This window comes from Alkaliphilus hydrothermalis, assembly GCF_016908555.1.
In the GTDB taxonomy this organism is placed as follows: Bacteria; Bacillota; Clostridia; order Peptostreptococcales; family Natronincolaceae; genus Alkaliphilus; species Alkaliphilus hydrothermalis.
The window spans coordinates 1-25,299 of the sequence record NZ_JAFBEE010000020.1; the positions used below are offsets into that span (position 1 = coordinate 1).

Sequence of the window (25,299 nt, forward strand, 5' to 3'; positions counted from 1 at the left end):
TGCGACAGACCAGCACTCTCGCGTATTATATATACGCCACGACCGCTTATCTGTCTTGTTCCTTGAATCTAACGGCTTTTGAACAGGCTACAGCATTGAAAAGCCATCATCTTCTGCGTCACTGCGACAGACCAGCACTCTCGCGTATTATATATACGCCACGACCGCTTATCTGTCTTGTTCCTTGAATCTAACGGCTTTTGAACAGGCTACAGCAATTTGAGTATTTTCCTTAGTATAGTTGACAAAATACTGGAAATCATAATATATTGAAATGGAAAGTATTAAAATTTTAAAACAAAGGGAGTTTGTTTTATGTTAGAGGTCGTTCTTAACAAGTAATTGAATAGTAGAAGGAAAAAAAGTGAAAGTAGTAGTTTTTTGTTATGCACAAAAATATCCTATGAAAACTTTTGACTTTAGTTTCTTCTAGTAAATTGTTAAGAACACAGGGCCAAAATACATTAAAAATATGCCGTGTTAATCACGGTTTTTTTATGTTGATATAATGGCAATTAATTCCAAAAGAATTACTTAATTCAATTGATAGGGATTAATGCCATTATAAACTAACTTTTGATGACTACTTTGATATAACTGTAGTCCCTCGGCCGTAGGTGAAACTGTGTGTTCATTTACGGCCTTTTTGTGTCCAATTTTAATAATAAATATAGAGGAGGATTTTTAGTAATGAATAAAACAGCACTAGAACTATTGGAATTTAACAAAATAAAGGAAATGTTAGGAGAATATACCCTATCAAATAGGGGAAAAGAAATGGTGGAAAAACTACAGCCTGAAATGGAGCTTTCAATCATTAGAACTGCCCTTAGGGAAACATCAGAAGCCAAATTTATATTAGGAGGAAGAGGTTCTGTACCCCTCCATAGTTTGAAGGGAGTAGACCAAGGATATGAGAAATTGGGTAAGGGGATGGTCCTCAGACCAGATGAATTTTCAGCCCTATGGGATTTCTTAGACAATTGTATCAGGATGAAAATCTTTATGCTTAACCTAAAGGAGACTGCTCCTTTAATCACCAGCTATGGAGCTTCCCTCTATCAGTTGGAGGATTTAATGGAGGAAATTGAAAGGTGTATTCGACACAATAGAGTAGCTGACAAGGCATCCTCTACCCTTGGAAAAATCAGAAAAAGAATGGCAATTGTAGAGGAACGAATCAAAAGTAAAATTGAGGGACTATTAAGGTCTATGGGAGCTCAAGAATTCCTACAGGAGCAGGTCATCTCCACTAGAGAAGGTCGATATGTACTACCTGTTAAGAAGGAGCATCTAAGAAGTCTTCAGGGGGAAGTACTGGACCGTTCCAACAGTGGTTCCACTGTATTTATCGAACCACAGGAGGTGAAAAAACTCCAAAATGAGTTAAATCAGTTAAAAATTGAAGAAGAACAGGAGGAGTACAAGATTCTATCCTTATTGACAGGTCTAGCGGAGGGATATCAAAGAGAAATCAGTATCAATATGGAAGTCATGGTGAACTATGACTTTATCTTTGCAAAAGCGAAATTGGGCCGTCAAATACAGGGCAGCAATGTCAACTTGAATAATGAGAAATACATCAACATTCGAGGGGGAAAGCATCCTTTAATCGGTTCTAATGCCGTACCCTTAGATTTTACAATAGGAAAAAATTATAGGGGGCTGGTGATTACAGGTCCCAATACTGGTGGAAAAACTGTAGCCCTAAAGACTGTTGGACTACTAACCATTATGGTACAGTCTGGACTATTAGTACCTGTAGAGGAAGGCAGCGAATTTGCAATATTCGAGGATGTTTTGGTGGATATTGGGGATGGTCAAAGTATAGAACAATCCTTAAGTACCTTCTCCTCCCACCTAAAGAATTTAATCTTTATATTAAATGAAGTTTCTCCAAGGACTTTAGTATTAGTGGATGAATTGGGGGCTGGAACAGACCCAGGTGAAGGGATGGGATTGGCAACTGCCATCCTAGAAGAGTTATATCAAAAGGGTGCCACCATCCTAGCCACCACCCATTATAGTGAGATAAAGACCTTTGCTGTCCAACATGATGGATTTATTAACGGCTGTATGGAGTTTGATATTAACACCCTAAAACCTTTGTATCAGCTAAAAATCGGTAAGGCAGGGGAAAGTAATGGCTTCTTGATTGCCTTGAGGCTGGGAATGAGGCCTTCTTTAATAGAAAGGGCCCATGAAATCACTTATAAAGAAAGTAAAGATTATCAGGATATGATAAGTCAATTGGAGGAAATATCAAAACCCCAAAAGGAGGATGTAAAGGAAAAGGATCAGAAAAGAGAAACCACCGCTACAACAATAGAAAAACATAAGGAGATATACAAAAAAACAGAGAAGAAAACTAAGCAAATGGAGATTGCAAATAAATTTAAAATAGGTGACTGTGTCCATATTAGTACACTAGATAGAACTGGAATCGTCTGTGAATTGGCAAATCAAAAAGGGGATGTTGGGGTTATGGTGATGAAGAAAAAGCTGAAAATCAACCATAAAAGATTAACCCTATATATCGATCAAGAGGAACTTTACCCAGAAAACTATGATTTTGATATTATCTTTGAAAGTAAAGAAAATCGTAAAAACAAGAAAATTATCAGTAGAAAATTATCCAAGGGTGTTCAAGTAGAATGTTAAGGACGAGATTATACAATGAAAGTGGTAGCTTTTGTAAACCCAGAGATGGAGGCTCAGCAGCTCATAATGATTAGTCTTTGATCATCAGATTAGCTGCTGTAACAAGTAAACTCCTAAAGGGCAGTATTAGAAGGGTTATAATAACATTAAATAAGCTATGGGCATGGGCGATTTGCCGAGCAGGGTTGTAGGGGGCCAGCAGAAGGGCAAAGCGGCATAGATAGCTAATAAAGGGAAACAGTAGGATGACCCCTAGTAAATTGAATAATAAGTGAATACAGGCTGTTCTTTTGGCTACAGAACTTAGATTGGCACTGGCGATGATGGTAGTGACACAGGTACCGATATTCTGCCCAAAAAGAATAGGGACAGCAGAAAATATATTTAAAGTATGATTATAGGCTAAGGATTGTAAAATAGCAATCCCTGTACTGCTGCTTTGAATAATAGCCGTGACACAAAAGCCCATAAGGACTCCAAAGATAGGGGTATCCCCTAACTCTGCCAGTATTTCTTGAAAACGCATATATTCTTGAAGGGGGGCTAAACCATTTCCAAGAATATTCATACCAATAAAGATGAGGCTTAGTCCTGTCATGACCTCTCCTAAAAGGCGGAGCTTTCTTTTACCCTCCGTCATGGACAGGAGAACTCCTGTAATCAATAATAGGGGGGCAAATTGCCCTATTTGAAAGGCGATCAATTGAGCAGTAATAGTAGTGCCGATATTTGCCCCCATAATCATAGGAACGACTTGAGGAAGGGTCAATAGACCTGCCTCCACCAGTCCAACTAAAAGTACTGTAGTACCACTGCTGGATTGTATCAACATGGTGACAAATGTACCTATGAGTAATCCTATAATAGGATGAATTTTTGCATTTTGAATCTTATGTTTTAACCTTCCAGAAGTTAGGGACTTTAGACCATTCGTTAAAAATCTCATTCCGATTAAAAAGATTCCTAGACCACAGGCTACCCCCAATACAATTGTAAACATAGCAAGCACCTCCTGATAAAATATATAAGAGAAGAGGTGATGATATGCAATGTTAAAGTCATATTTCTCCGTTCCTCGAATAAACTGTAATAGAAGAATTACAGGACAGGGGGAGGACTATGAGGGTTTTAGTCATTCAAAAAAAGAGTTTTATTATAAGTATTATAGTGTTGGCTTTAATAGTCAGTATAATAGCCTATATTGGAGGTGTCGGTGGAGAGGCGATAGGCGTTTTTTCGCCCCAAAGGAGACTACCTATTTATAGTGTAGAAACACAGGATAAAAAGATTGCCATTAGCTTTGATGCGGCATGGGGGGATGAATATACAGACGATATATTAGATACCCTAGATAAATACAATGTCAAAACAACCTTTTTTTTAGTGGGTTTTTGGGTTGATAAATATCCAGATTGGGTTAAAAATTTCAGTGAAAAGGGACATGAGGTAGGAAATCATTCTTCTACCCATCCCCATATGTCGAAGCTGACTAAGGAACAAATTCAAAAAGAGTTACAGGACACTGGAGATAAAATAAAAGCTATTACTGGAGTGCAACCAACAGTATTTAGACCACCCTTTGGTGACTATAACAATTTATTAATCGAAACCGCAGAAGAATTAGGCTACTATACAATTCAATGGGATGTAGATTCTTTAGATTGGAAGGAAATGGGTGTTAAACCTGTGGTGGATCGAGTAACTAGGAATGTTAAGCCTGGTTCCATAGTGTTATTCCATAATAATGCTAAGTATGTGGCGGAGTTCTTACCTCAGATATTAGAAAGATTGCAGGAAATGGGATACGAGATTGTTCCAATTTCGGATTTGATTATGAAGGAGGATTTCTCTATGGATCCATCCGGTCGCCAACAAAAGAATAGCAATTAATATTGCAGTAGAGCTTATTGACCTTGTCAACAATCCCAGACTCCTAAATAGAGGAGTCTTTTTTGTGAAAAAAAATTAAAAAAATCGTGGTGCTTTGACGAAATTTGAATACTGATAATATAGGTCAAAACCACCATTCACACGTCCCCAATGAATAGTTTTTGGTGACATAATACACACTAATAAATACGACAGGATGAACATTCATGGAGTGAGGAGATGAGGGAATGATTATTGATGGTCTAAGAATAAAAGGTGTTACCTGCGATTCGAGAAAGGTAAAAGAGGGCTATGCTTTTGTTGCTATTACAGGTGAAAAACAGGATGGTAATAAGTATATTGAAGATGCCATAAATAACGGAGCAATCATAATTTATACCGAAAGAAAGATGAAGCTAGAAAAAGTCAAAGTAGTTCAAGTAGAGGATGCTCGAATCAAACTGGCGGAACTATGCAATCAATTTTATCAATACCCAGCAGAAAAGCTGAAGGTAATAGGTGTGACTGGAACCAATGGAAAAACCACTACTACCCATTTGATTTATGAGACACTGAAAAAAGCTGGGGTTTCAGTAGGAATTATTGGAACCTTAAATATTAGAATCAATGATATTATTTATGAAACAAATTTAACTACTCCCATAGCGGAGGATGTGTGTAGATATTTAGCAATGATGGTGGAGCAAAATGTGGAGGTTGTGGTGATGGAGGTATCTTCCCATGGGCTAAAAAATCATCGGGTGCATGGTATCAAATTTGATGTAGCTATTCATACAAATATTGAAAAGGATCACATGAACTTTCATAAAACCTTTGATGATTATTTAAAAACTAAGAAGAAGCTATTTGATCAATTAGCGCCAGGTAAAATGGCTATTATCAACTTCGACGATGTCAATAGCTTAAGATTATTAGAAGACAATGACCACATAATGGTAATCACCTATGGATTAAATACAAAGAGCACCATAACTGCCTCAAGTATCGACTGTGATTGTAACATATCCTTTAACTACTGTATGCAAAGGGGGATTACTACCTTATCGGGGGTAGAGTTGGACCCCTTCGAATATCCTGTGGATGTAAAATTACTGGGAAAGCATAATGTTTATAATTCTTTAGCTGCCATCACCTGCTGTCTTATGTTGGACGTGTCTATTGATGACATCGCAAAAGCATTGGAGGATTTTAAGAGTTTAGCTAGAAGGATGGAGGTCATCTATCAAAAAGAATATACAGTAATTGATGATTTTTGTCACAACCCAGCCAGCTATCAGGCGGTTTTGGAGAGTATTCAAAGCATGCAATATAAAAACCTCTATATAATTAATGCCATCAGGGGCAATAGAGGGGAAGAAGTTAACAAAGATAATGCAGAGGTTTTAGCCCAATGGGCAGCATTGTTAAAGGCCAAGGAGTTATGTATTACCGCTAGTCGAGATTACTGTGGTAGAGCAGATAATGTATCTAATACTGAGCGGGATGCTTTTTTAGATGTAATTAATGATTTGGGCATTTCCTACAGGTATGAAGAAAAATTAGAGGATTCAATTGCTAAGACAATTAAGCAGTTAGAAAAGAATGATTTAATCCTACTATTAGGGTCCCAAGGAATGGATAAAGCAAAAGAACTATTTTTAAAGATGATGAAGGATCCTGAAATATTTTCGTCTATTGATAATAAAAAAAATGAGCAATGCCAATCCATTCATTAATAGTTAATAGTATAATAAAGTTTTTTCAATAATTTAAACATAATCGAATCCCTCCCTGAATAAATATGTTTATAGATTAGGATATCTAGTAACATAAGAGTAGAAGGGAGTGTACAGGTTAATGTCAGGACATATGATTGATACTAATGTAGTCACTTTAGTAGGGAAAGTCGCAGGTGAAAAGGAGTTTAGTCATGAGATGTATGGTGAGGGTTTCTACAATTATCAAATTGAAATTCCTCGTTTAAGTGATACCGCAGATTATTTACCTATGACTATTTCAGAAAGATTATTATTTGATTCAAAACTAAATAAAGGTGATACTGTTAAGGTGGAGGGTCAGTTGAGATCCTACAACAAATTTGCCGATGGAAGCAATCGTTTGGTTTTAACGGTTTTTGCTAGAGATATAGAGGTTTTAGATTCCGAAGAGGAAATTAAAAACCCTAATCAAATTTATTTAGAAGGTTTTATTTGTAAACCACCTGTTTATAGAGAAACCCCCTTTGGTAGAGAGATTACGGACTTATTAATTGCTGTTAATCGTCCCTACAATAAATCTGACTATATTCCATGTATCGCATGGGGAAGAAATGCCAGATTCTCGGCAAAGCTACAGGTAGGGGATCACATCCGTAGCTGGGGAAGAATTCAAAGTAGAAATTATCAAAAAAAATTACCAGATGGCACCGTATTAAACAAGGTAGCCTATGAAGTATCGATTTCTAAAATGGAAAATGCAGATGAATCTAATACTGAGGAAACTGCTGTATCAGAAGATATGGAATAGTTAAAAATTTTTTTAAGATGGATTCACACCTTTTCTTGTTATCTTGCAAGGGGAGGTGTGTTTTTACTATAATAACTATAGGGAGGGGAGATTATGAAGGAATATATAGTGCCGATTACGATACTTTTTGTTATTTTAGTATCAATACAATACTCTATTAATAAAGTAATTGTTTTGTTGAAGGAGATAAAAGAAATCTTATTAAAAAAGAACCTAAAGGACTAATCCCTTAGGTTCTTTTCTTTACTATAATCTTTCAGCTAACATTGCAGCGATTTTTTCTAATAGTTCTTGATCTAATTCATCAAAGGCAGCGATTTCATCACTATCAATATCGATTTCTCCTAAAACCTCATCGCCCTTCATAATAGGTACAACGATTTCAGAGGCAGTCTCAAAGCTACAGGCTAAATAATTTGATTCCTTAGATACGTCATCAACGATAAAGGTTTCTTTATTAGCAGCCGCTTGACCACAGATTCCTTCACCAAATTGAATCTTTAGGTGATCAGTTGGTTTTCCAATATAATGACCTAATACCAACTCGCCATTTTCCACCATGTAAAAGCCTGTCCAGTTGAAATAAGGAATATTGTTGTCTAATAACTGTACAATTCCTTGATAAACCCGATCCATGTCTTTTTCATTTGTAATCAATTCCTTTGCTTGAAGCTCAAGTTTACCAAACAACTCCTTCTTCATTTCTAAAGTCATTTCCATTATTAGAACCCCCTCAAATTATGCGTTTAGAACATTCTAGAAAATTTTATTATTAAAATAGTAAGGTATATAGCATATATAAATAATTGGCAGCAATACCAGCCACAGCACCACCAATAGTGTGGCTTAGAATAGCCTTATTAGCTAATTGACGAACCTTTAAAGCATCCATCATACCAACATGAGTACTTAAATATCCACTCCAACACATTCCCATAGCAGTAAATACAGCGATGTCTCCAGGTCCAACAAGGTTATTGTCTAAGAAGTTTCTTAAAAGTCCCATGGCAGCCCCTACAGCCCCTAAAGAGGTAATTGGGAAGGCTAAGGCCTCAACGTTTTCAAAACCAAACAAAGGCTTGATTACAGGGAAAATATACTTTCCTAAACGAGGCAGTAAAGCAACTCCTTCATAGGCTTTTCCTTGGTAAACAGCAACACCATTTTCTACACCAGCAGGACCAAAGGTAAGGATCATAACAATTGTACAAATGAAAAGTACACCAGGGATAATGGCTAGACCCATTTCGACACCATTTTTTCCACCCTCTAAGATGGCATCTAAAGCTCTTTCAAAGGTATTACCAGATCTGATATCTCTTGTGTTAAAAAACTCATCAGCGGCATTGGTCTTAATTGTAGACTTCTGAGGTTGGTCAATATTATAGTATTTTTTCGTATGGCGAATCATCAACCTTACACTGACAATACTTCCAATAATTGCTCCAAGGTTTCCGATTAGGGCAGGAACGATAAACTCTTTACCAAGGCTCATCATATAGGTGGTCAAAATAAGACCCATTCCAAAGGCAGTACCTAAGTTACATAAAGCTGGTACTTGATAATTCTTAAAATACTTAATAAAACCTTTATCCTTGGCTAATGAGATGATGGCAGGATTATCGGATAAATAAGTTGTGATGGCGCCGATAGATGCTGCACCGGGCAAACCATAAAGAGGCTTTATAATCGGAGAAATAATTTTATTTATTAATGCGACTACTCCAAATTCCGATAATAAAGCAGCCAGAGCTCCTGCTAAAACAGCAACAGATAAAATAAAAAATACAGTATTTAATAATAGGTCATGGGCAGTATTCATAATTACATTAAACATAATACCTACACCCATTGTATGACCAAGATAAATAAAAGCACCGCCAACAATAAAAAGAAAAGCAAAAGTTTCCTTTGAAACAGCACTCTTTGTTTTTGATGTAGTGGTTGATGTTATTTCAGTAGCTACATCGATTTCCATTGCTTTCATTCCTACACCTCCTATTATAAGTCATCTATATTTTACTACTATCATACCTTTATTTCAATAACTATTAATAAAGAAAACAAAAATGTAAAAACTATCATTATATAGATAATTTTTAAAACTATAAAAAAATTAGGGTAGGTTTGACAAGGTATACATATTCCTTTAGAATAATAATAATATAAAATTAGTCACAATGGAGGGAAAACCAATGGATATAGAAAAAAAAGTATGGGAAGTATTACTTTCTGAAGAAGAAATCCAAGGAAGAACCAAAGAGCTTGGAAAACAAATTTCAGAGGAATATGCTGATAAGAAATTAGTAGTGGTTTCTTTATTAAAGGGAAGCTTTATTTTTACTGCTGACTTAGTAAGAAGGATCTCAATTCCAGTAAAGGTAGAATTTATGACTACTTCCAGCTACGGACATGGACAAGAAAGTAGTGGTAAAATCAACATCATCAATGATGTAAAGGGAGATCTTACAGGGTATGATGTGTTGGTAGTAGACGATATTACCGATTCTGGTCTAACAATGAAGCATGTTATGGCCCATTTAGGGACAAAAAATCCCAACAGTGTAAAATGCTGCGTTTTATTAGATAAGCCCGAGAGAAGGCAAGTAGATATTGTGCCAGATTACCTAGGATTCACTATTCCCGACAAATTTGTAGTGGGCTATGGACTTAACTTTGGAGACTACTATAGAAATGTTCCTTATGTATTCGTGGTAACGGATCAAGATAGATAAAAACCATAAAATAACCCCAGTGTCGAATTCCTGACGGAAGGACTGCTGGGGTATTTATATGGTTAGCCCCTTAAATCTTCTAAAATTCTTACCTTTTCTTCTGTTTTGCTGTCCTTAGTCTTGATGATGTGTGCAGGCATACCAGCAACCACGGTGTTGGGTGGAACATCTTTTGTGACAATGGAGCCAGCCGCAACGACAGCCCCTTTGCCTACCCGTACACCCTCTAATACAACTGCGTTGGCCCCTATAAAAACATCATCCTCAATAATTACTGGGGTTTTATTAGGAGGCTCCAATACACCCGCAATGACAGCTCCTGCACCTATATGAGCATTTTTACCGATAATGCCCCTAGCCCCAACTACACAATTCATATCCACCATCGTATTATCGCCAATTTCAGCCCCTACATTGATTACTGCCCCCATCATAATGACGACATTCTTGCCAATGGTGACATTTTCCCTGATGATGGCACCTGGTTCAATACGGGCCTGAAGCTGAAGAGGATTAAGGAGAGGAATTGCAGAGTTTCTACGGTCATATTCTAAGTGATAATGTTGTATGTCTTTTTGATGAAGGTTTAAGATTTTAGAGATGTCTTCGTACTCCCCCATTAAAATCCAAAAGGATTCCCCACCAAAAATTTTGATGTTTGTATTAGTATCTAGAGATAATTTTCCCTGAATATAAACTTTGACAGGGGTGGTTTTTTTAGCCTCTTTAATACATTTGGCAAGGGCTTCCGGACTACTGGTATCAATGGTATTTTGGGGAGGTATTTGATGGTTGCTCATTGGCAATCATTCCTTTCTAATTTAATATCTAGTCGGTTTTTCCACTACTATATGTATATAATAATGTAATATGAAACATTCAGTAAATTATAACTATTAAGCTAGGATTAATAATTTACTGGAATTGGGATAGATTTCTTGCTACAATATATATTGTAGAAATTTAGAAAATTAGGCATATTTTTATCATACACAGAAAAACAATTAAGAAGGGAGTGGGATAAGTGAATTTAAATGGTGAAATTCAAGAACTTCAGGAGGAACTAAAGAATCTAAGAAGAGATTTACATCAAATACCGGAAGTGGGATTTGAAGAATTCAAGACGGCTAAATATATAACTTCCTATTTAGAAAAGCTAGGTATTCCCTATGAAAAAGATATCATCGGTACGGGGATTATGGCTGAGATAAAAGGAAATGAAGGAAAAAGAAGGATTTGCTTTAGGGCGGATATGGATGCCCTTAGTGTAGAAGAAAAGAATGATGTAGATTTTAAATCCCAACATCAAGGGAGGATGCACGCATGTGGTCATGATGGGCATATGACTATGGTATTAGGACTAGGAAGATATCTAAGCAATAATAAAAGTAAATTAAAGGACAATGTTATTTTATTATTCCAACCAGCTGAGGAAGGGCCAGGGGGAGCCTTACCCATGGTGGAGGCAGGGTACTTAAAGAAGTATGGGGTAGATGAAATCTATGGGCTACATTTATTCCCAGATTTACCGGAGGGAAAATTTGGTGTAAGGCCAGGACCAATGATGTCACAAACTGGTGAATTTGATATATACATTAAGGGAAAGAGTGGGCATGGAGCAATGCCCCATAAGGGAATTGATAGTGTACTAGTGGCAGCAGAGCTAATCACGGGTATGCAATCAATCGTCAGTAGAACGATAGACCCTATTCGTCCAGCTGTATTAACAATAGGCAGAATGGAAGCTGGAGAAAGAAGAAATGTAATTGCAAAAGAGGCTGTCCTTGAGGGGACTATCCGAAGCTTCCATCAAGATGTTTATGATACCATTAAGTCGCGAATGGAGGATTTTGCAAAGGCAGTAGAAGTAATGCATCATTGCCAAGTGGAAATCGTCTTTAGAGATATGTACCCTGCTGTTGATAATGACAAGTTATTGACGGAGGAGTTCATCAAGGCTCAACCTGAGGGGACGGTAGAAATCATTGACCCTATTATGCTGGCGGAGGATTTTTCATATTTCCAAAAAGCTTTGCCGGGGGTATTTTTCTTCCTAGGTAGTGGTAACGAAGAAGAAAATCATTGCTATCCTCTTCATAATGACCGTTTCAACTTTAACGAGAGGGTCTTGGGATATGGGCTTCAGACCTATGTAAACATATTAAAACAAAGGGGAGCATTAATAGAATAGAAAAATAGGAGGGAGTTCATGAAAGAAAGAAAATTGAGGGTATTGGATGCCAATTTATTGTACTTGATATGCGGGATACTATTTATCACTATAGGGGGATATTTACAGAGTAAAAACCTTTGGTCGGGATTAATCATCACCCAATACCTAATTGTTTTAGCACCCCCTGTTCTGTACCTGTTACTTAGAAAAATCAATATTAAAAAAACGATGAGAGTTAATAAAATCAGCGTTAAGCATGGTTTTCTAGTGGCTTTGATTACGATACTCATGTATCCAACGGCCCTCTTTGCCAATACTGTCTTTATGTTTTTGCTGAGTTTATTAGGAAACCTAAACGTTCCACAGTTACCAATGCCAGAAAATATAAGGGAGTATCTAATCATGATTCCCATCGTCTCCCTGACGGCGGGGCTCTGCGAAGAAGTTCTATTTCGTGGTTTTGTGATGGCAGGATATGAAAGGCTGGGGAAGAAAAGGGCGATTATTATATCTGCTGTATTATTTGGTTTCTTTCATATGAATATCTATAACCTAATGGGACCAATTGTACTGGGATTAGTGTTTGGTTATCTAGTTGTGGTGACAGACTCAATATTTGCAGGAGTCATTGGACATATGGTTAATAACGGCTTTGCCTTAACGCTAGGTTTTGGAGTCAACTACATTATGCAGAAGGTAGATCTTGAAAAATATGCTCAAGCTGACAAACCAGAGGTATCGACCACTGTAAGTCTGCTGGTAAGTGCTATTTTCTTTGCAGGGTTAGGAATCGCCTTTGGATTGATCGGCTACCAGTTAATTAAAATCATCAAAAGGGATATGGATGCAAAGCAGGATAAATTACACGATGGGCAAGTAGAAAATCGCGAGGAAGAAATACAAAATGAACAGCATAAACAAACCCGTACCATAGAATTTCTACCTTTAGCATTAATGTTTGTAGGGATTATATTCTTTGCCTTTTTACAGGTTAGAGAAATTATACATTTAGGTTAGAAGATTGAAAGGGACTACAGCAACATCATATAATTAAAAACAGAGGACTGCCAAAAGGCAGTCCTCTGTTTTATTCTATAAAATATAATAATCAACATCATCACGGGGGAGTGAGAAAAATGATTTATATTTAATATCTATAATTTATCACTACTAAATTGAGAAATCAATCTAAATGATAAATGTTACTATTATTTAAAAAAGCTATTTAATCTAGTTAATAGACGAGGATAATTTCTATTAAAATTTTCCATAATAAGATACAAGGAGGGGTTAATATGGAAAATAAAAAGAAAAAAGTAGAATTTACTGATGAGTTGAAAATGAAATATGAAATTGCAGAGGAATTAGGGCTGATTGAAAAAGTAAAATGTTTTGGATGGGGAGAATTAACAGCTAAGGAGACTGGCAGAATTGGTGGGCTTATGACAACGAGAAAGAAAAATAAAAGTCAATAGTCTAAAACTATTTTAATGGATAGCTTTATTTCTTACTTGGGAACATATTATAATAGGAGATGAAATCAAAACTTGTAGGAATAGAAGGAGTATTATTTATGGAACTATATAACGATTTTGCATATGTCTATGATCGATTAATGGAGGATGTTGACTACCAAAGGTGGGTGGAATATATTGAAGAAATCTTTCGAAGACAACAGGTATCTCCTAAGAAAATTTTAGAATTAGCCTGTGGTACTGGTAACATCACAATACCCCTCGCAGACAAGGGTCATGAGGTTATGGCGATTGACCTGTCTCAAGATATGTTGATGGTGGCAAAGGATAAGGCTCTATCCAAGGGGAAAGAAATTTTATTCATTCAACAGGATATGACAGAACTACAGCTGGAGGGAGAATTTGATACAGTTCTATGTATGTGTGATGGGATTAACTACATCATAGGAGAAACTCAACTCTTAGATCTGTTTAAGAAAATAAAAAATCATCTTGTAGAAGGAGGCTTATTTATTTTTGATATCAGTTCCTATTATAAGCTACAGAATACCCTAGGCAATCATACTTTTGGTGAAAATCAAGGGGACTTATGCTACCTATGGGAAAATTATTTTGACGAAGAAGAAGACATTCTAGAGATGAATCTAACCTTCTTTATACAGGAAAAAAATCTTTACAAAAAGTTTGAAGAATTTCATCAACAGAGGGCTTATACAGCTGAAGAACTGCTGGGACTACTAAAGGAAGTCGGCTTTAATGCAATAAATTATTATAATGAGTTCACCTTTGAAGAGGTACAAGAAAACAGCCAGAGAATCTTCTTTGTTTGTCGGTAAACTAGAATAATTGACAGGGGCATCCCCTTGTGATAAACTGCTTTAAGAAATTGATAAGGCAATCATATATAAATGATGAAATAAGAGGTGGGTTGGATGAAAAATAAAGTATTAAGAATAACAGCAGCAAATAATACCATTAGAGGTTTTTTTGCTGATACAACTCAGATGGTGGAAAAGGCTAAGGTAACCCATGTAACTTCGCCAGTAGCAATTGCCGCTTTAGGTAGGACCCTGACTGCTACCTCCATAATGGGATTAATGCTGAAGGAGGACCATCATAAAATTACAGTAAAAATCAATGGTGGAGGACCACTAGGTACAATATTAGCAGTAGGAAATGCAAGGGGTAACGTAAAGGGCTATGTTGGGAATCCACAGGTGGAATCCACTAACATAAGAGAAGGTAAATTAAATGTAGGAGCCGCTGTAGGAACCAATGGAAGTATTACGGTAATCAGAGATCTTGGGTTAAGGGACCCTTATGTAGGATCCTATCAACTGACTACAGGTGAGATTGCTGAAGACTTCACAGCATACTTTCTACATTCAGAACAACAGCCCTCTGCTGTTGCATTAGGGGTGTTAGTCGATACGGATTACACTATAAAAGCAGCAGGAGGCTTTATTATTCAAGTAATGCCTGATATTACGGAAGAGGTATTAGTAAAGCTAGAAGCAAAGCTGCAACAGATTGAGTCAATTACAGATTTAATGAAAAAAGGAAAGACAGAAGCTGATATTCTTCAATATGTACTGGGGGAATTTGAACCAAAGGTACTGGAGGAATATGAGGTGGACTTTGTGTGTGACTGTCATGAAGAAAGGCTAGAAAAAGCATTAATAAGTATTGGCAGTAAAGACTTGCAAGAAATTATAGAGGAAGATGGTGGAGCGGAGATGGTTTGTCATTTCTGTAATAAAAAGTATTACTTTGATAAAGATCATCTGACTAGACTTCTTGAAACAATCTAATAATAGTGGAAAAAAGTTGATTTATACAAAATAACTGTTGCAATTTATATGTTTTTCGTGTATAATATAATTTGTCGCTAACAAGTGATGAGAAATGCAACAGTGATGCCCAGATAGCTCAGTCGGTAGAGCAGGGGACTGAAAATCCCCGTGTCGGTGGTTCGATTCCGCCTCTGGGCACCATAAGGCGGCATAGCCAAGTGGTAAGGCAGAGGTCTGCAAAACCTTTATTCCCCAGTTCAAATCTGGGTGCCGCCTCCAATAAAATACATAGTAACAACTACCAACAAATCTGTTATGAATGGGTTTGTTTTTTTGTTGTTCTTTATTAAGTGGTTTTGGTGAGGTTTTAATACAGATGTATATAGAATGATACATTTAGTAACGGTAGCAAAACCATAACATATTATAGAATAAGGTTTTACAACAGTAAGTAGCAAAAAACACTAATATTTTTATGGAAAAAGCCTTTTTCTTTTATAAGGAAAACTTGCTATAAATATGGGTGTGCTAGTATTTACTGTAATGAAGGGTGAAGAATATCATTGCTTATAAAACCATATACTACTATTACAGCTGAAGGAGAGTGATAACGTGAACTTGCTGTTGATTGAAACTGATAAAAGTATTGAAGTACTGCAAGAGAAGCTAAAGAATCAGTTGGAAGAGTTTATAATTAAAGGAATACAATTAAAGGAAGAACTGCTGGAAAAAGGATCCACTCATCAAATAAAATATAGTGTTAGAATGGAAAGTGTCAAGGATTATCCTATTAGTGATTTTATAAATGCTTTTAAAAAACGTGTAGCTCAAGGTCTCTGGGAGTATATTCAGAGTGTAGAAGAATTAAACATGATTAAAAGGATTATAGCTGAAGAGTACTACTACTTTAATGAAAGAGAACAATCAGAAATACAAAGAAGTTCCATCAATATACTGGATGAAGAAAGTAAAGTTGAAGAGATTATTCACTTGGAGAATACGAGAAAAACTAAAACGCTGAGGAAGCTGATTGATTACTTAAACACAGAAAGCGAAATAAATCTCAAAGGATTTGTCACCTTTAGACTAAAGGATTATAAAAAGGACTTAGAAGAAACAGTCGAAAAAGCAATAGAAGATTTTCTAATGGATAAAGAATATAATGAGTTTATTAAACTCTTGAAATATTTTGTAGATATACAGGAATCAAAGATTGAATTAGTCAATGTAGTATTAGGGGAAGATCAAAAATATACCCTATATGATGGTGAAAACAACCTTATTAACAATGATTATTTAAAGGAAATTGCCACTGAAATTTCAGATAATACTCATCTAAGCTACGAAGATATATTGATGAGCTCCCTTATAACGATGGCTCCTAGAAAAATAGTGCTTCACCAAATTGCCAATATAAGAAAGCCCGAAATTATCAGAACCATTACAAGGGTTTTTGCAGCGAAGGTTAGTATTTGCAATGATTGTCAGTGGTGCACTGTACAGAGTAATGTTGGTGTTGGCGTAGAGTCAAATATGCATAAGGAATAAAATTCATGAATATCTAAGCCCCCAAAATCTAATGAAGGATATCTTCAAAATGGATTGGGGGCTTTTTCAATGAATTTTTTAAATAAAAATAGTGAAAGATTGCTAAAGGGGTGATATAATTTTATTGAAATTGGATAACGTATATACATAAGAGGTGAGGACATATGGAAACAACCTTATTGTTGCTTTTTTTGACGTTAATTGGTGGACTGATTGGTTGGATTACTAATTTAATAGCTATTAAACTAATGTTTAGACCCTTTGAACCTGTTAAATTACCCATTGTACCTGTGGAGATTCAAGGCTTAATACCGAAAAGAAAGCAAGAGATTGCCAAAAGCATTGGTAAAACAATACAAGAAGAACTACTTTCTATTGATGAAATCATTGAAAAGTTTATAGAACAGCAGGATCAGAAGGAACTGGTTAATACTATCAAACAGAAGATTGATAAGGTGATCAATGATCGTCTACCAGCAATTTTACCATCCTCTATAAAAATAATGATTAAGAGCTATATTAGTGAAGTGATAGATCAAGAGGCGTCTAAAATGATAAATAGCACAATGGAGGATTTAGTCCATAAAGCTGCTGCTAAAATAGATTTAGCTGAGATGGTTGAAACGAGAATTAATGAATTTCCAATGGAAAAATTAGAAGATGTAGTGCTGAAAATAGCAAAAGAAGAATTAAAGCATATTGAAATTCTTGGAGGTTTATTGGGGATATTTATTGGTTTATTACAGGGTATAATAATTATTTTATTGTAGAAAATAATTATTATACAAAATATCAATAAAGTCTTGACAAAAGAGCTTGCAGTCATTATAATTAGTTAAAATAATTTATATTAGGCTAAGAAGAGGAAGAGTAGGTTAAACCCAATACCAAGAGAGGAAGTACCGTGGCTGAAAGTACTTCTGTAGATGGATAACTGAAAACTACCTCGGAGCTAATTTCCAGTAGCATGAAAATGTGAAAAGAAGTTCGGTGACTCCGTTATCGTTATCAAGTTGGATTTAGATCAATTTAGGTGGAACCGCGGGATATGTCTCTCGTCCTATACGCAAGTATTAGGATGGGGGACTTTTTTATTTATCTAAATTACGTACTAAATCATTCCAATATAAATCAATAAAAAAAGGAGGTTTCAAACATGGTAAAAGTAAAGATTACTTTGAAGGACGGTTCTGTTAGAGAGGTGAATCAAGGCACAACCATATATGACATTGCAAAGGAAATAAGTGAAGGCTTAGCCCGTGTTGCAGTTGCAGGTGAAGTTGATGGAATAGTAAAAGACCTTTCATACTCAATTGAAAAGGACTGCGAACTAAGCATCCTAAGATTTGAAGATGAAGGTGGAAAGGAAAGCTTTAGACATACCAGTGCCCATATTTTAGCTCAGGCGGTTAAAAGATTATATCCTGGTACGAAACTAGCTATTGGACCTTCTATTGAAAATGGATACTATTACGATTTTGATTCAGACCATAAATTTACTCCAGAAGACTTAGAAAAAATTGAAGCTGAAATGAAGAAGATAGTAAAGGAAAAGCTAGAGTTAAAGCGATTTGAATTACCAAGAAATGAAGCATTAGAACTAGTGAAGAAGCAAGGGGAGACATATAAAGTAGAATTAATTGAAAATTTACCAGAAGATGAAATAATCTCCTTCTATCAGCAAGGAGAGTTTGTAGACCTTTGTGCTGGTCCCCATGTACCATCTACTGATAAAATCAAATCATTTAAATTGTTGAGTGTTGCTGGAGCCTATTGGCGAGGAGATGAAAAAAATAAGATGCTTCAAAGGATTTATGGCACTTCCTTTGAAAAGAAAAAAGACCTTGAAGAATATCTAGATCGTTTAGAGGAAGCAAAGAAAAGAGACCACCGTAAACTAGGTAAAGAGCTAGACCTTTTTAGTTTGCAAGAAGAAGGTCCAGGGTTCCCATTCTTCCATCCAAAGGGAATGGTACTAAGAAATGAATTAGAAAACTTTTGGAGAGAAGAGCACGTCAAGAGAGAATATGATGAGATCAAAACACCTATCATCTTAAATGAACACTTATGGAGACAGTCTGGTCACTGGGATCATTATCAAGAAAATATGTATTTTACAGATATTGACGAAGAAAGATATGCTGTAAAGCCAATGAACTGCCCTGGAGCAATTCTATCCTACAAGCGAAAAATGTACAGTTATAGAGATTTCCCAATCAGAATGGGAGAGCTGGGATTAGTACACCGTCACGAACTTTCAGGTGCATTACACGGTCTGATGAGGGTTCGTTGCTTTACTCAGGATGATGCCCACATCTTTATGTTACCAGAGCAAATAAAAGAAGAGATTATTGGTGTAATTGATTTTGTAGATTATGTATATAAAATGTTTGGATTTAAATATCATGTAGAATTATCCACAAGACCTGAGGATTCTATGGGTACGGATGAAGAGTGGGAAATGGCAATTAATGCTCTAAAGGGTGCTTTGGAAGAAAGGAGCTTGCCTTACAAGATTAATGAGGGAGACGGAGCCTTCTATGGTCCTAAAATTGATTTTAAACTGGAAGATTGCTTAGGCCGTACATGGCAATGTGGAACAATTCAGTTGGACTTCCAAATGCCTCAAAGATTTGACCTAACTTATGTTGGCGCTGATGGAGAGAAGCATAGACCAATCATGATTCATAGGGTAATCTATGGAAGCATGGAGAGATTTATCGGAGTATTAATTGAGCATTTTGCTGGTAAATTCCCAACTTGGTTAGCACCAGTACAAGTGAAAATCCTGCCGATCACAGAGAGACACCTTGACTATGCTAAAAAGTTAAAGTCTGAGATGAAGTTAAAGGGAATTAGAGTTGAACTGGATGCTAGAAATGAAAAAATCGGCTACAAAATCAGAGAAGCGCAGCTTTCAAAAGTACCTTATATGTTAGTATTAGGAGACAAAGAGGTGGAAGCAGGATCAGTAGCGGTTAGATCAAGAGATAAAGGGGAATTGGGGATAGTAAAGGTTGACCAATTCATTGAGGATGTAATAAAGGAAATTGAAAATAAAGAAATGTAGTGTATTTATCACTAAAAAAGCCAGTACTGCTTTGACGTATGCTTATATAAGATGCGGGTACTGGCTTTCCTTAAAATAGCTAAAAGACAAGGGCCACATGGATAACCTTGTCTTTTTTATATTACTTAGCTTTTCAATGTAGGCTATACTGCCTCCAACTCATCCTCAAGAGATTTGAAGTCCCCTAAAACCTCATTTAATTCATCACAATTTAAAGTCTCTTTTTCCAGTAGTGCTTTTGCAATCTTTTCTAAACTTTTATGATAGTTTTTTAAATAATCTAAAGTGGTGGTGTAGCATTCATCAATAATTCTATTCATTTCCTTATTGATTTGATGGCTTATACTTTGATTAAATCGAGGATCTTGATATAAAAAGCCAAGATTACTCATCCCGTATTCACAAACCATCTGCATTGCAACTTCAGTAACCTTTTTTAAATCATCCTTAGCTCCAGTAGAGAGGTGACTGTAAATCAGCTCCTCTGCAGCCCTGCCCCCAAGCATTACCATCATCTTGTAGCACAGCTCTTCTTTGGTCATGATGTAACGATCATCCTGTGGCATATGGAGGACATAACCGAGGGCCTGACCTCGAGGAATGATGGAAACCTTTTGTACCATATCGGTATTTAATATTTTTCCTATTAGAGCATGGCCAGCTTCATGATAGGCAACAATCTCTTTTTCCTTTTGTAGTATGGTGGGATTTTTTACTTGAAGACCAGCAATTACCCTTTCAATTGCTTGCTCAAAATGATTATTGGTGATAATATTTTCATTTTGTCGTACAGCAATGATTGCTGCTTCATTAGCAATATTGGATAAGTGAGCACCGCTCATACCGTGGGTTTTTTTAGCAAGATCAGGGATTCTTACATCAGGACTTAAGGGTTTATTTTTAGTATGCACCCTTAAAATTTCCTCTCTAGCCTTTACATTAGGGTTGCCAATAAACATATGACGGTCAAATCTTCCGGGTCTTAAAAGTGCTTCATCCAATAAATCCATGCGATTTGTGGCGGCAATCACCACAACGGTTTGATCAGTGTTAAAACCATCAAGTTCTACTAAGAGCTGGTTAAGGGTTTGATCCTTTTCGTTATTGCTATCTAAATGTCTCTTGGCACCTATTGCATCAATTTCATCAATAAAAATAACACTGGGGGCTTCCTTTTTGGCTTTTTCAAATAGGGTTCTTATTCTTTTTGCACCAACCCCTACGTATTTTTCAACAAATTCTGAACCACTGGCAGAAAAGAATGCGGATTTTGTTTCACCAGCAACAGCAGATGCTAAGAGGGTCTTTCCAGTACCGGGAGGTCCATGAAATAGAATACCTTTGGGGATTTTTGCACCCATTTTTCGATACTTTTCAGACTTTTTGATAAAGTCAATAACTTCTACTAGCTCCTCTTTTACTTCTTCCAGACCTGCCACATCCTCAAAGGTGATTTTAGGCTTTGTAAAGAATTCATCCCCATTTTGCTCCTTCTCTTTTTTCTCAGTATTAATTGTAGCGTGGGCGTATTGAGGATTTTTATCTAATTTGATATAATAAACCAATAGACTAACAGTGACTCCAGCCAATAGCAGGCGATCAAATGAAGAGAAATGACCTTCTGCTTGACCTCCGAACCATAGGGAGTAGCTGGAAATGACTGTTAGTGCAATAAAGAAGCAAAGCAAAATAAATATTATTCGTTTTTTCATTGCATCACCACCCTGTTCTTTGTTTATCTTTAGCATTACCCAAAAGACCGTAAAAAATGATGGTGATAGTGGTAAAATTTATAGGAAAAAATTTTCAACAAAAGTAATATAAAAAAATATTTGACAAATGATAAGTATATTGTTATGATGGTATAGATGAAAAACAATCAAGTAGAAGTTTCCGCTTCTCACCCTACAACGTCAGTGAATAGGGTTAATAGTTAGAGATTTTAAATAGCAATATTTTTATGCTGTTGTGATTTCTTTACTAACGATTAGAAGCGGATACTAAGTGTATTCGTTTTTTTTATTTGTTGTCCTTGAACTTTTTAGGAGGTGTCGGGTTATTAGAGATGTAAATGAATTACAGATTAATGAGGAAATTCGCGATAAGGAAATTAGACTAATCGATGCTGAAGGCGAACAAGTTGGTATTGTATCAGTAAAGGAAGCCCTAAGTCTTGCTGCTAGTAAAAATCTAGACTTAGTTAAAATTGCTCCTCAAGCGAAACCACCAGTCTGTCGTATAATGGATTATGGAAAGCACAAATACGAGCTTGCCAAAAAAGAAAAGGAAGCTAAGAAAAAGCAAAAAGTTGTTACTGTTAAGGAAGTAAGACTTAGTCCAAACATTGAAAGTCATGACTTGAATGTAAAAGCAAATCAAGCTTCAAAGTTCTTACAAAACGGTGACAAGGTGAAAGTTACCTTACGATTCAGGGGTAGAGAGCTAAGTAACACTAGTATCGGGTTGAAGGTAATCAAAGAATTTGCTGAAATCTTAACAGAAGTATCAACCATTGAAAAGGAAGCTAAATTAGAAGGAAAACAAATGATTATGATTTTAGCTCCTAAAAATGCACAATAAAAGAAGAGCTAATGTTGAAGGGAGGAAATTTCAATGCCAAAAATGAAAACTCATAAAGGTGCTGCTAAGAGATTTAAGAAGACTAAATCAGGTAAAATTAAAAGGTTTAAAGCTTTTAAGAGTCACATCTTAACTAAGAAGTCTTCTAAGAGAAAGAGAAATCTTCGTAAATCTGCCCTAGTATTCAAGGGAGATCAAAAGAGAATCGCGCAATTATTAAGATAAGGAACTGTTGAAAAGGAGGTTGTAAAAAATGGCTAGAGTTAAAGGTGCTGTTAACGCACGTAAAAAACATAAAAAGATTTTAAAACTTGCAAAGGGCTTTAGAGGAGCTAGAAGTAAATTATTTAGACCTGCAAACCAATTCGTAATGAAGGCTTTAAAGCATGCCTATGTAGGAAGAAAGTTAAAAAAGAGAGAATACAGAAAGCTATGGATCAGCAGAATTAACGCTGCGACAAGAGCAAATGGATTATCATATTCTAGATTCATGAACGGATTAAAGCTTAGCGGAATCCAAATGAACAGAAAAGTTTTAGCTGAAATGGCTATTCATGATAAAGAAGGTTTTGCAAAGTTAGTTGAAGCTGCAAAGCAAAAGCTTAACTCATAATAATTACATTACATTACAATAGAGTCCTGGAAAGGACTCTTTTATAATACATAGAAAATGATAGTCGATTTACATCTTGTTAGCAGGGTTATTAACAGTGTAATCCTATTATTGGGTATATATCAGATGGATTAATGGAATAATGAAGAGGGAAAAGGAAAAAAGTATTTATCAAAAACCGGTGGCAAAATTTGCAATTATATAATATAATAGTTTTTACATAAAAATGGGAAGGAAGAGGAGCATTATGGAGAGATTTGAACACATGAAGTTAGACCCAACTCAAGTTCTTGTAATGGGATTTGCTTCAGTGATTTTAATAGGTGCTATGCTACTTAACCTACCGATCGCCTCTGTAGACGGAAGAAGTGTTGGTTTTCTTGATGCTTTATTCACCTCAACATCAGCGGTATGTGTTACAGGATTGGTGGTGGTGGATACTGGCACTTATTGGACAGCCTTTGGAAAGACAGTGATTTTGATATTAATTCAAATAGGTGGATTAGGATTCATGACAATGGCAACATTGTTTGCTATGGTTCTAGGAAAAAAGATTTCTCTAAAAGAAAGATTAATTATTCAAGAAGCTTTAAATCAAAGTACATTAGAAGGACTAGTAAGATTTACTAGATACATACTATTATATACGTTTTTGATAGAGGGTATTGGAGCCTTGTTTTTATCCTTTAGATTTGTACCAGAATATGGACTGGCAAAAGGGGTAGCTTATTCGATTTTCCACTCCATATCAGCATTTTGTAATGCGGGATTTGACCTTATTGGCTATGGACGAAGTTTAACGCCCTATGTATCTGATCCAATTATAAATATTCCCATATACTTGCTGATTATCCTTGGGGGGCTAGGGTTCTCCGTTATGGTGGATGTAATCAATCAAAAAAGCTTTAGACGGTTAAATCTTCACTCAAAAATGGTGCTGCTACTTACAGCAATCTTAATTGGTGTTCCCTTTGTACTTTTTTTGGTGTTAGAATGGGGAAACCCTGGAACATTAGGGGATTTAGGTTTTGGAGGTAAGCTTCTAGGAGCCTTATTTCAAGCTATTACTCCAAGAACAGCAGGTTTTAATACAATTGACACAGGGGCTTTAACTAACGCTTCAAAATTATTAACGGTGGTATTGATGTTTATTGGTGGCTCTCCAGCATCTACCGCTGGGGGAATTAAAACCGTTACCTTTGGAGTAATCATCTTTACTGTAATTTCTATGATTAGAGGTAGAGAAGATACAGAACTTTATGGTAGAAGAATCTCAAGAAGTATAGTAGATCGAGCCTTGACTATTGGCGTAGTGGCAATTGCCCTTGCGGTTTTTACCACAATGCTTCTTGCCATCACAGAAGCAGGCTTGGATTTTATGGATATATTGTTTGAAGCAGTATCTGCCCTTGGCACAGTAGGTTTGACCTTGGGAATCACCAACAGACTAAGCCCATTGGGGAGAGTCATAATCATATTCGCAATGTTTGTAGGCAGGGTTGGACCTTTAACCATTGCCTTTGCTTTGGCTAGACGTCAGCGAAAAAATAAAGGAACTGTAAGATATCCTGAAGATAAAGTAATTGTAGGATAGAAAGGGTGAAATTATGAAACAATTTATTGTTGTAGGCTGTGGGCGCTTTGGAAGTAGTGTTGCAAAAACCCTCTATAAGATGGGTCATGACGTGTTGGCGATAGATGGAAATGAAGAAACGGTACAAAATATTTCTGACGAAGTTACCCATGCAGTACAGGCTGATGCCACTGACGAACATGCCCTTAGATCATTAGGGATCTGGAACTTTGATGTTGCAGTAATTACCATTGGATCAGATATACAGGCTTCTATTATGGCGACTCTAATTGTTAAGGAAATGGGTGTTAAATTCGTAGTGGCTAAGGCTCAAAACGAACTTCACGCTAAAGTACTATATAGAATCGGTGCAGACCGAGTTGTTTTTCCCGAAAGAGATATGGGAATTCGTGTAGCCCATAACTTAGTTTCTAATAACATCCTTGATTATATAGAGTTAGCACCAGACTATAGTATCATGGAGATTACTGCTTTAGACGAATGGATAGATAATACTTTAATCGAAGCCAATATTCGTTCTAAGTATGGAATCAACGTTATGGCAATTAAACATGGCAATGAGATTAATGTGTCCCCAACGGCTAAAGATGTAATTCATAAAGGGGATGTTCTAGTAGTTATTGGACATAATAATGACTTGAAGAAGCTAGAGAGATAAGTTG

The 25,299-nt window shown here is 36.2% G+C and carries 24 protein-coding genes, 2 tRNA genes and 1 other annotated feature; of the genes, 21 read left to right on the top strand and 5 right to left on the bottom strand.

Annotation, left to right across the window (positions count from 1 at the left end):
* Positions 1-690: 690 nt before the first annotated feature.
* The gene (locus JOC73_RS12155) at positions 691-2,661 is read left to right on the top strand and encodes an endonuclease MutS2 (protein WP_204403617.1); all 1,971 of its coding nucleotides are present in this window, start codon (positions 691-693) and stop codon (positions 2,659-2,661) included.
* 70 nt (positions 2,662-2,731) lie between these two features.
* Here JOC73_RS12155 and JOC73_RS12160 read toward each other — a convergent pair whose 3' ends face one another.
* Entirely contained in the window at positions 2,732-3,661 is a 930-nt protein-coding gene (locus JOC73_RS12160) for a Na/Pi cotransporter family protein (RefSeq protein WP_204403619.1), read from the bottom strand.
* 119 nt (positions 3,662-3,780) lie between these two features.
* Here JOC73_RS12160 and pdaB point away from each other — a divergent pair, with 119 nt between their 5' ends.
* The 4 genes from pdaB (at position 3,781) to JOC73_RS15325 (ending at position 7,281) form a co-directional block, all read left to right on the top strand.
* Positions 3,781-4,551 carry a polysaccharide deacetylase family sporulation protein PdaB gene (gene pdaB, locus JOC73_RS12165; protein ID WP_204403621.1) on the top strand — a complete coding sequence of 257 codons (771 nt, stop codon included), beginning with the start codon at positions 3,781-3,783 and terminating at the stop codon, positions 4,549-4,551.
* 227 nt (positions 4,552-4,778) lie between these two features.
* Complete coding sequence (locus tag JOC73_RS12170) at positions 4,779-6,266, top strand: Mur ligase family protein (RefSeq protein ID WP_204403623.1); 1,488 nt, start codon at positions 4,779-4,781, stop codon at positions 6,264-6,266.
* Positions 6,267-6,387: 121 nt separating this feature from the next.
* A complete protein-coding gene (locus tag JOC73_RS12175; protein WP_204403625.1) occupies positions 6,388-7,056 on the top strand; it encodes a single-stranded DNA-binding protein in 669 nt (222 codons plus the stop codon).
* Between the two features lie 93 nt (positions 7,057-7,149).
* On the top strand, positions 7,150-7,281 hold the full coding sequence (locus JOC73_RS15325) for a hypothetical protein (RefSeq protein ID WP_279381059.1): 132 nt from the start codon (positions 7,150-7,152) through the stop codon (positions 7,279-7,281).
* Between the two features lie 21 nt (positions 7,282-7,302).
* Here JOC73_RS15325 and JOC73_RS12180 read toward each other — a convergent pair whose 3' ends face one another.
* Positions 7,303-7,776, bottom strand: a complete 474-nt coding sequence (locus JOC73_RS12180) for a GAF domain-containing protein (protein ID WP_243427966.1) — start codon at positions 7,774-7,776, stop codon at positions 7,303-7,305.
* Positions 7,777-7,828: 52 nt separating this feature from the next.
* The gene (locus tag JOC73_RS12185; RefSeq protein ID WP_204403703.1) at positions 7,829-9,034 is read right to left on the bottom strand and encodes a CD0519/CD1768 family membrane protein; all 1,206 of its coding nucleotides are present in this window, start codon (positions 9,032-9,034) and stop codon (positions 7,829-7,831) included.
* 217 nt (positions 9,035-9,251) lie between these two features.
* Here JOC73_RS12185 and hpt point away from each other — a divergent pair, with 217 nt between their 5' ends.
* On the top strand, positions 9,252-9,791 hold the full coding sequence (hpt, locus tag JOC73_RS12190) for a hypoxanthine phosphoribosyltransferase (protein WP_204403627.1): 540 nt from the start codon (positions 9,252-9,254) through the stop codon (positions 9,789-9,791).
* A 62-nt stretch (positions 9,792-9,853) separates the two neighbouring features.
* Here hpt and dapD read toward each other — a convergent pair whose 3' ends face one another.
* Positions 9,854-10,591 carry a 2,3,4,5-tetrahydropyridine-2,6-dicarboxylate N-acetyltransferase gene (gene dapD, locus JOC73_RS12195; protein ID WP_204403629.1) on the bottom strand — a complete coding sequence of 246 codons (738 nt, stop codon included), beginning with the start codon at positions 10,589-10,591 and terminating at the stop codon, positions 9,854-9,856.
* 224 nt (positions 10,592-10,815) lie between these two features.
* On the opposite strand from dapD, the gene JOC73_RS12200 reads away from it, so the two are divergent.
* From JOC73_RS12200 to thrS, 10 genes are all read left to right on the top strand, one after another.
* On the top strand, positions 10,816-11,982 hold the full coding sequence (locus tag JOC73_RS12200) for a M20 metallopeptidase family protein (protein WP_204403632.1): 1,167 nt from the start codon (positions 10,816-10,818) through the stop codon (positions 11,980-11,982).
* Between the two features lie 18 nt (positions 11,983-12,000).
* Positions 12,001-12,981: a type II CAAX endopeptidase family protein gene (locus tag JOC73_RS12205; RefSeq protein WP_204403634.1), complete on the top strand. Its 981-nt coding sequence runs from the start codon at positions 12,001-12,003 to the stop codon at positions 12,979-12,981.
* 278 nt (positions 12,982-13,259) lie between these two features.
* A complete protein-coding gene (locus JOC73_RS12210; RefSeq protein WP_204403636.1) occupies positions 13,260-13,439 on the top strand; it encodes a small, acid-soluble spore protein, alpha/beta type in 180 nt (59 codons plus the stop codon).
* A gap of 98 nt (positions 13,440-13,537) precedes the next feature.
* A complete protein-coding gene (locus tag JOC73_RS12215) occupies positions 13,538-14,275 on the top strand; it encodes a class I SAM-dependent DNA methyltransferase (protein WP_204403638.1) in 738 nt (245 codons plus the stop codon).
* Positions 14,276-14,371: 96 nt separating this feature from the next.
* Positions 14,372-15,250 (top strand): Hsp33 family molecular chaperone HslO, encoded by an 879-nt coding sequence (gene hslO / locus JOC73_RS12220; protein WP_204403641.1) that lies wholly within the window; start codon positions 14,372-14,374, stop codon positions 15,248-15,250.
* 107 nt (positions 15,251-15,357) lie between these two features.
* Positions 15,358-15,433, top strand: a tRNA-Phe gene (locus JOC73_RS12225).
* A 3-nt stretch (positions 15,434-15,436) separates the two neighbouring features.
* Positions 15,437-15,511, top strand: a tRNA-Cys gene (locus tag JOC73_RS12230).
* A 333-nt stretch (positions 15,512-15,844) separates the two neighbouring features.
* Positions 15,845-16,780, top strand: a complete 936-nt coding sequence (gene ytxC, locus JOC73_RS12235; protein WP_204403645.1) for a sporulation protein YtxC — start codon at positions 15,845-15,847, stop codon at positions 16,778-16,780.
* A gap of 164 nt (positions 16,781-16,944) precedes the next feature.
* Positions 16,945-17,550, top strand: coding sequence for a DUF445 domain-containing protein (locus JOC73_RS12240; RefSeq protein ID WP_204403647.1), 606 nt, complete (start codon positions 16,945-16,947; stop codon positions 17,548-17,550).
* Positions 17,551-17,628: 78 nt separating this feature from the next.
* Positions 17,629-17,846: a binding site (T-box leader), on the top strand.
* A 90-nt stretch (positions 17,847-17,936) separates the two neighbouring features.
* Entirely contained in the window at positions 17,937-19,850 is a 1,914-nt protein-coding gene (gene thrS, locus JOC73_RS12245) for a threonine--tRNA ligase (RefSeq protein ID WP_204403649.1), read from the top strand.
* A gap of 143 nt (positions 19,851-19,993) precedes the next feature.
* Here the strand turns inward: thrS and ftsH are convergent, their stop codons facing one another.
* Complete coding sequence (ftsH, locus tag JOC73_RS12250; protein WP_204403651.1) at positions 19,994-21,562, bottom strand: ATP-dependent zinc metalloprotease FtsH; 1,569 nt, start codon at positions 21,560-21,562, stop codon at positions 19,994-19,996.
* 292 nt (positions 21,563-21,854) lie between these two features.
* On the opposite strand from ftsH, the gene infC reads away from it, so the two are divergent.
* The 5 genes from infC (at position 21,855) to JOC73_RS12275 (ending at position 25,295) form a co-directional block, all read left to right on the top strand.
* Positions 21,855-22,430, top strand: coding sequence for a translation initiation factor IF-3 (gene infC / locus JOC73_RS12255; protein ID WP_204403653.1), 576 nt, complete (start codon positions 21,855-21,857; stop codon positions 22,428-22,430).
* Positions 22,431-22,463: 33 nt separating this feature from the next.
* The gene (rpmI, locus tag JOC73_RS12260) at positions 22,464-22,655 is read left to right on the top strand and encodes a 50S ribosomal protein L35 (protein ID WP_204403654.1); all 192 of its coding nucleotides are present in this window, start codon (positions 22,464-22,466) and stop codon (positions 22,653-22,655) included.
* Between the two features lie 28 nt (positions 22,656-22,683).
* Positions 22,684-23,043 (top strand): 50S ribosomal protein L20, encoded by a 360-nt coding sequence (gene rplT / locus JOC73_RS12265; protein WP_204403656.1) that lies wholly within the window; start codon positions 22,684-22,686, stop codon positions 23,041-23,043.
* A gap of 247 nt (positions 23,044-23,290) precedes the next feature.
* The gene (locus JOC73_RS12270) at positions 23,291-24,637 is read left to right on the top strand and encodes a TrkH family potassium uptake protein (protein WP_204403658.1); all 1,347 of its coding nucleotides are present in this window, start codon (positions 23,291-23,293) and stop codon (positions 24,635-24,637) included.
* Positions 24,638-24,650: 13 nt separating this feature from the next.
* Entirely contained in the window at positions 24,651-25,295 is a 645-nt protein-coding gene (locus JOC73_RS12275; RefSeq protein WP_204403660.1) for a potassium channel family protein, read from the top strand.
* Positions 25,296-25,299: the final 4 nt, after the last annotated feature.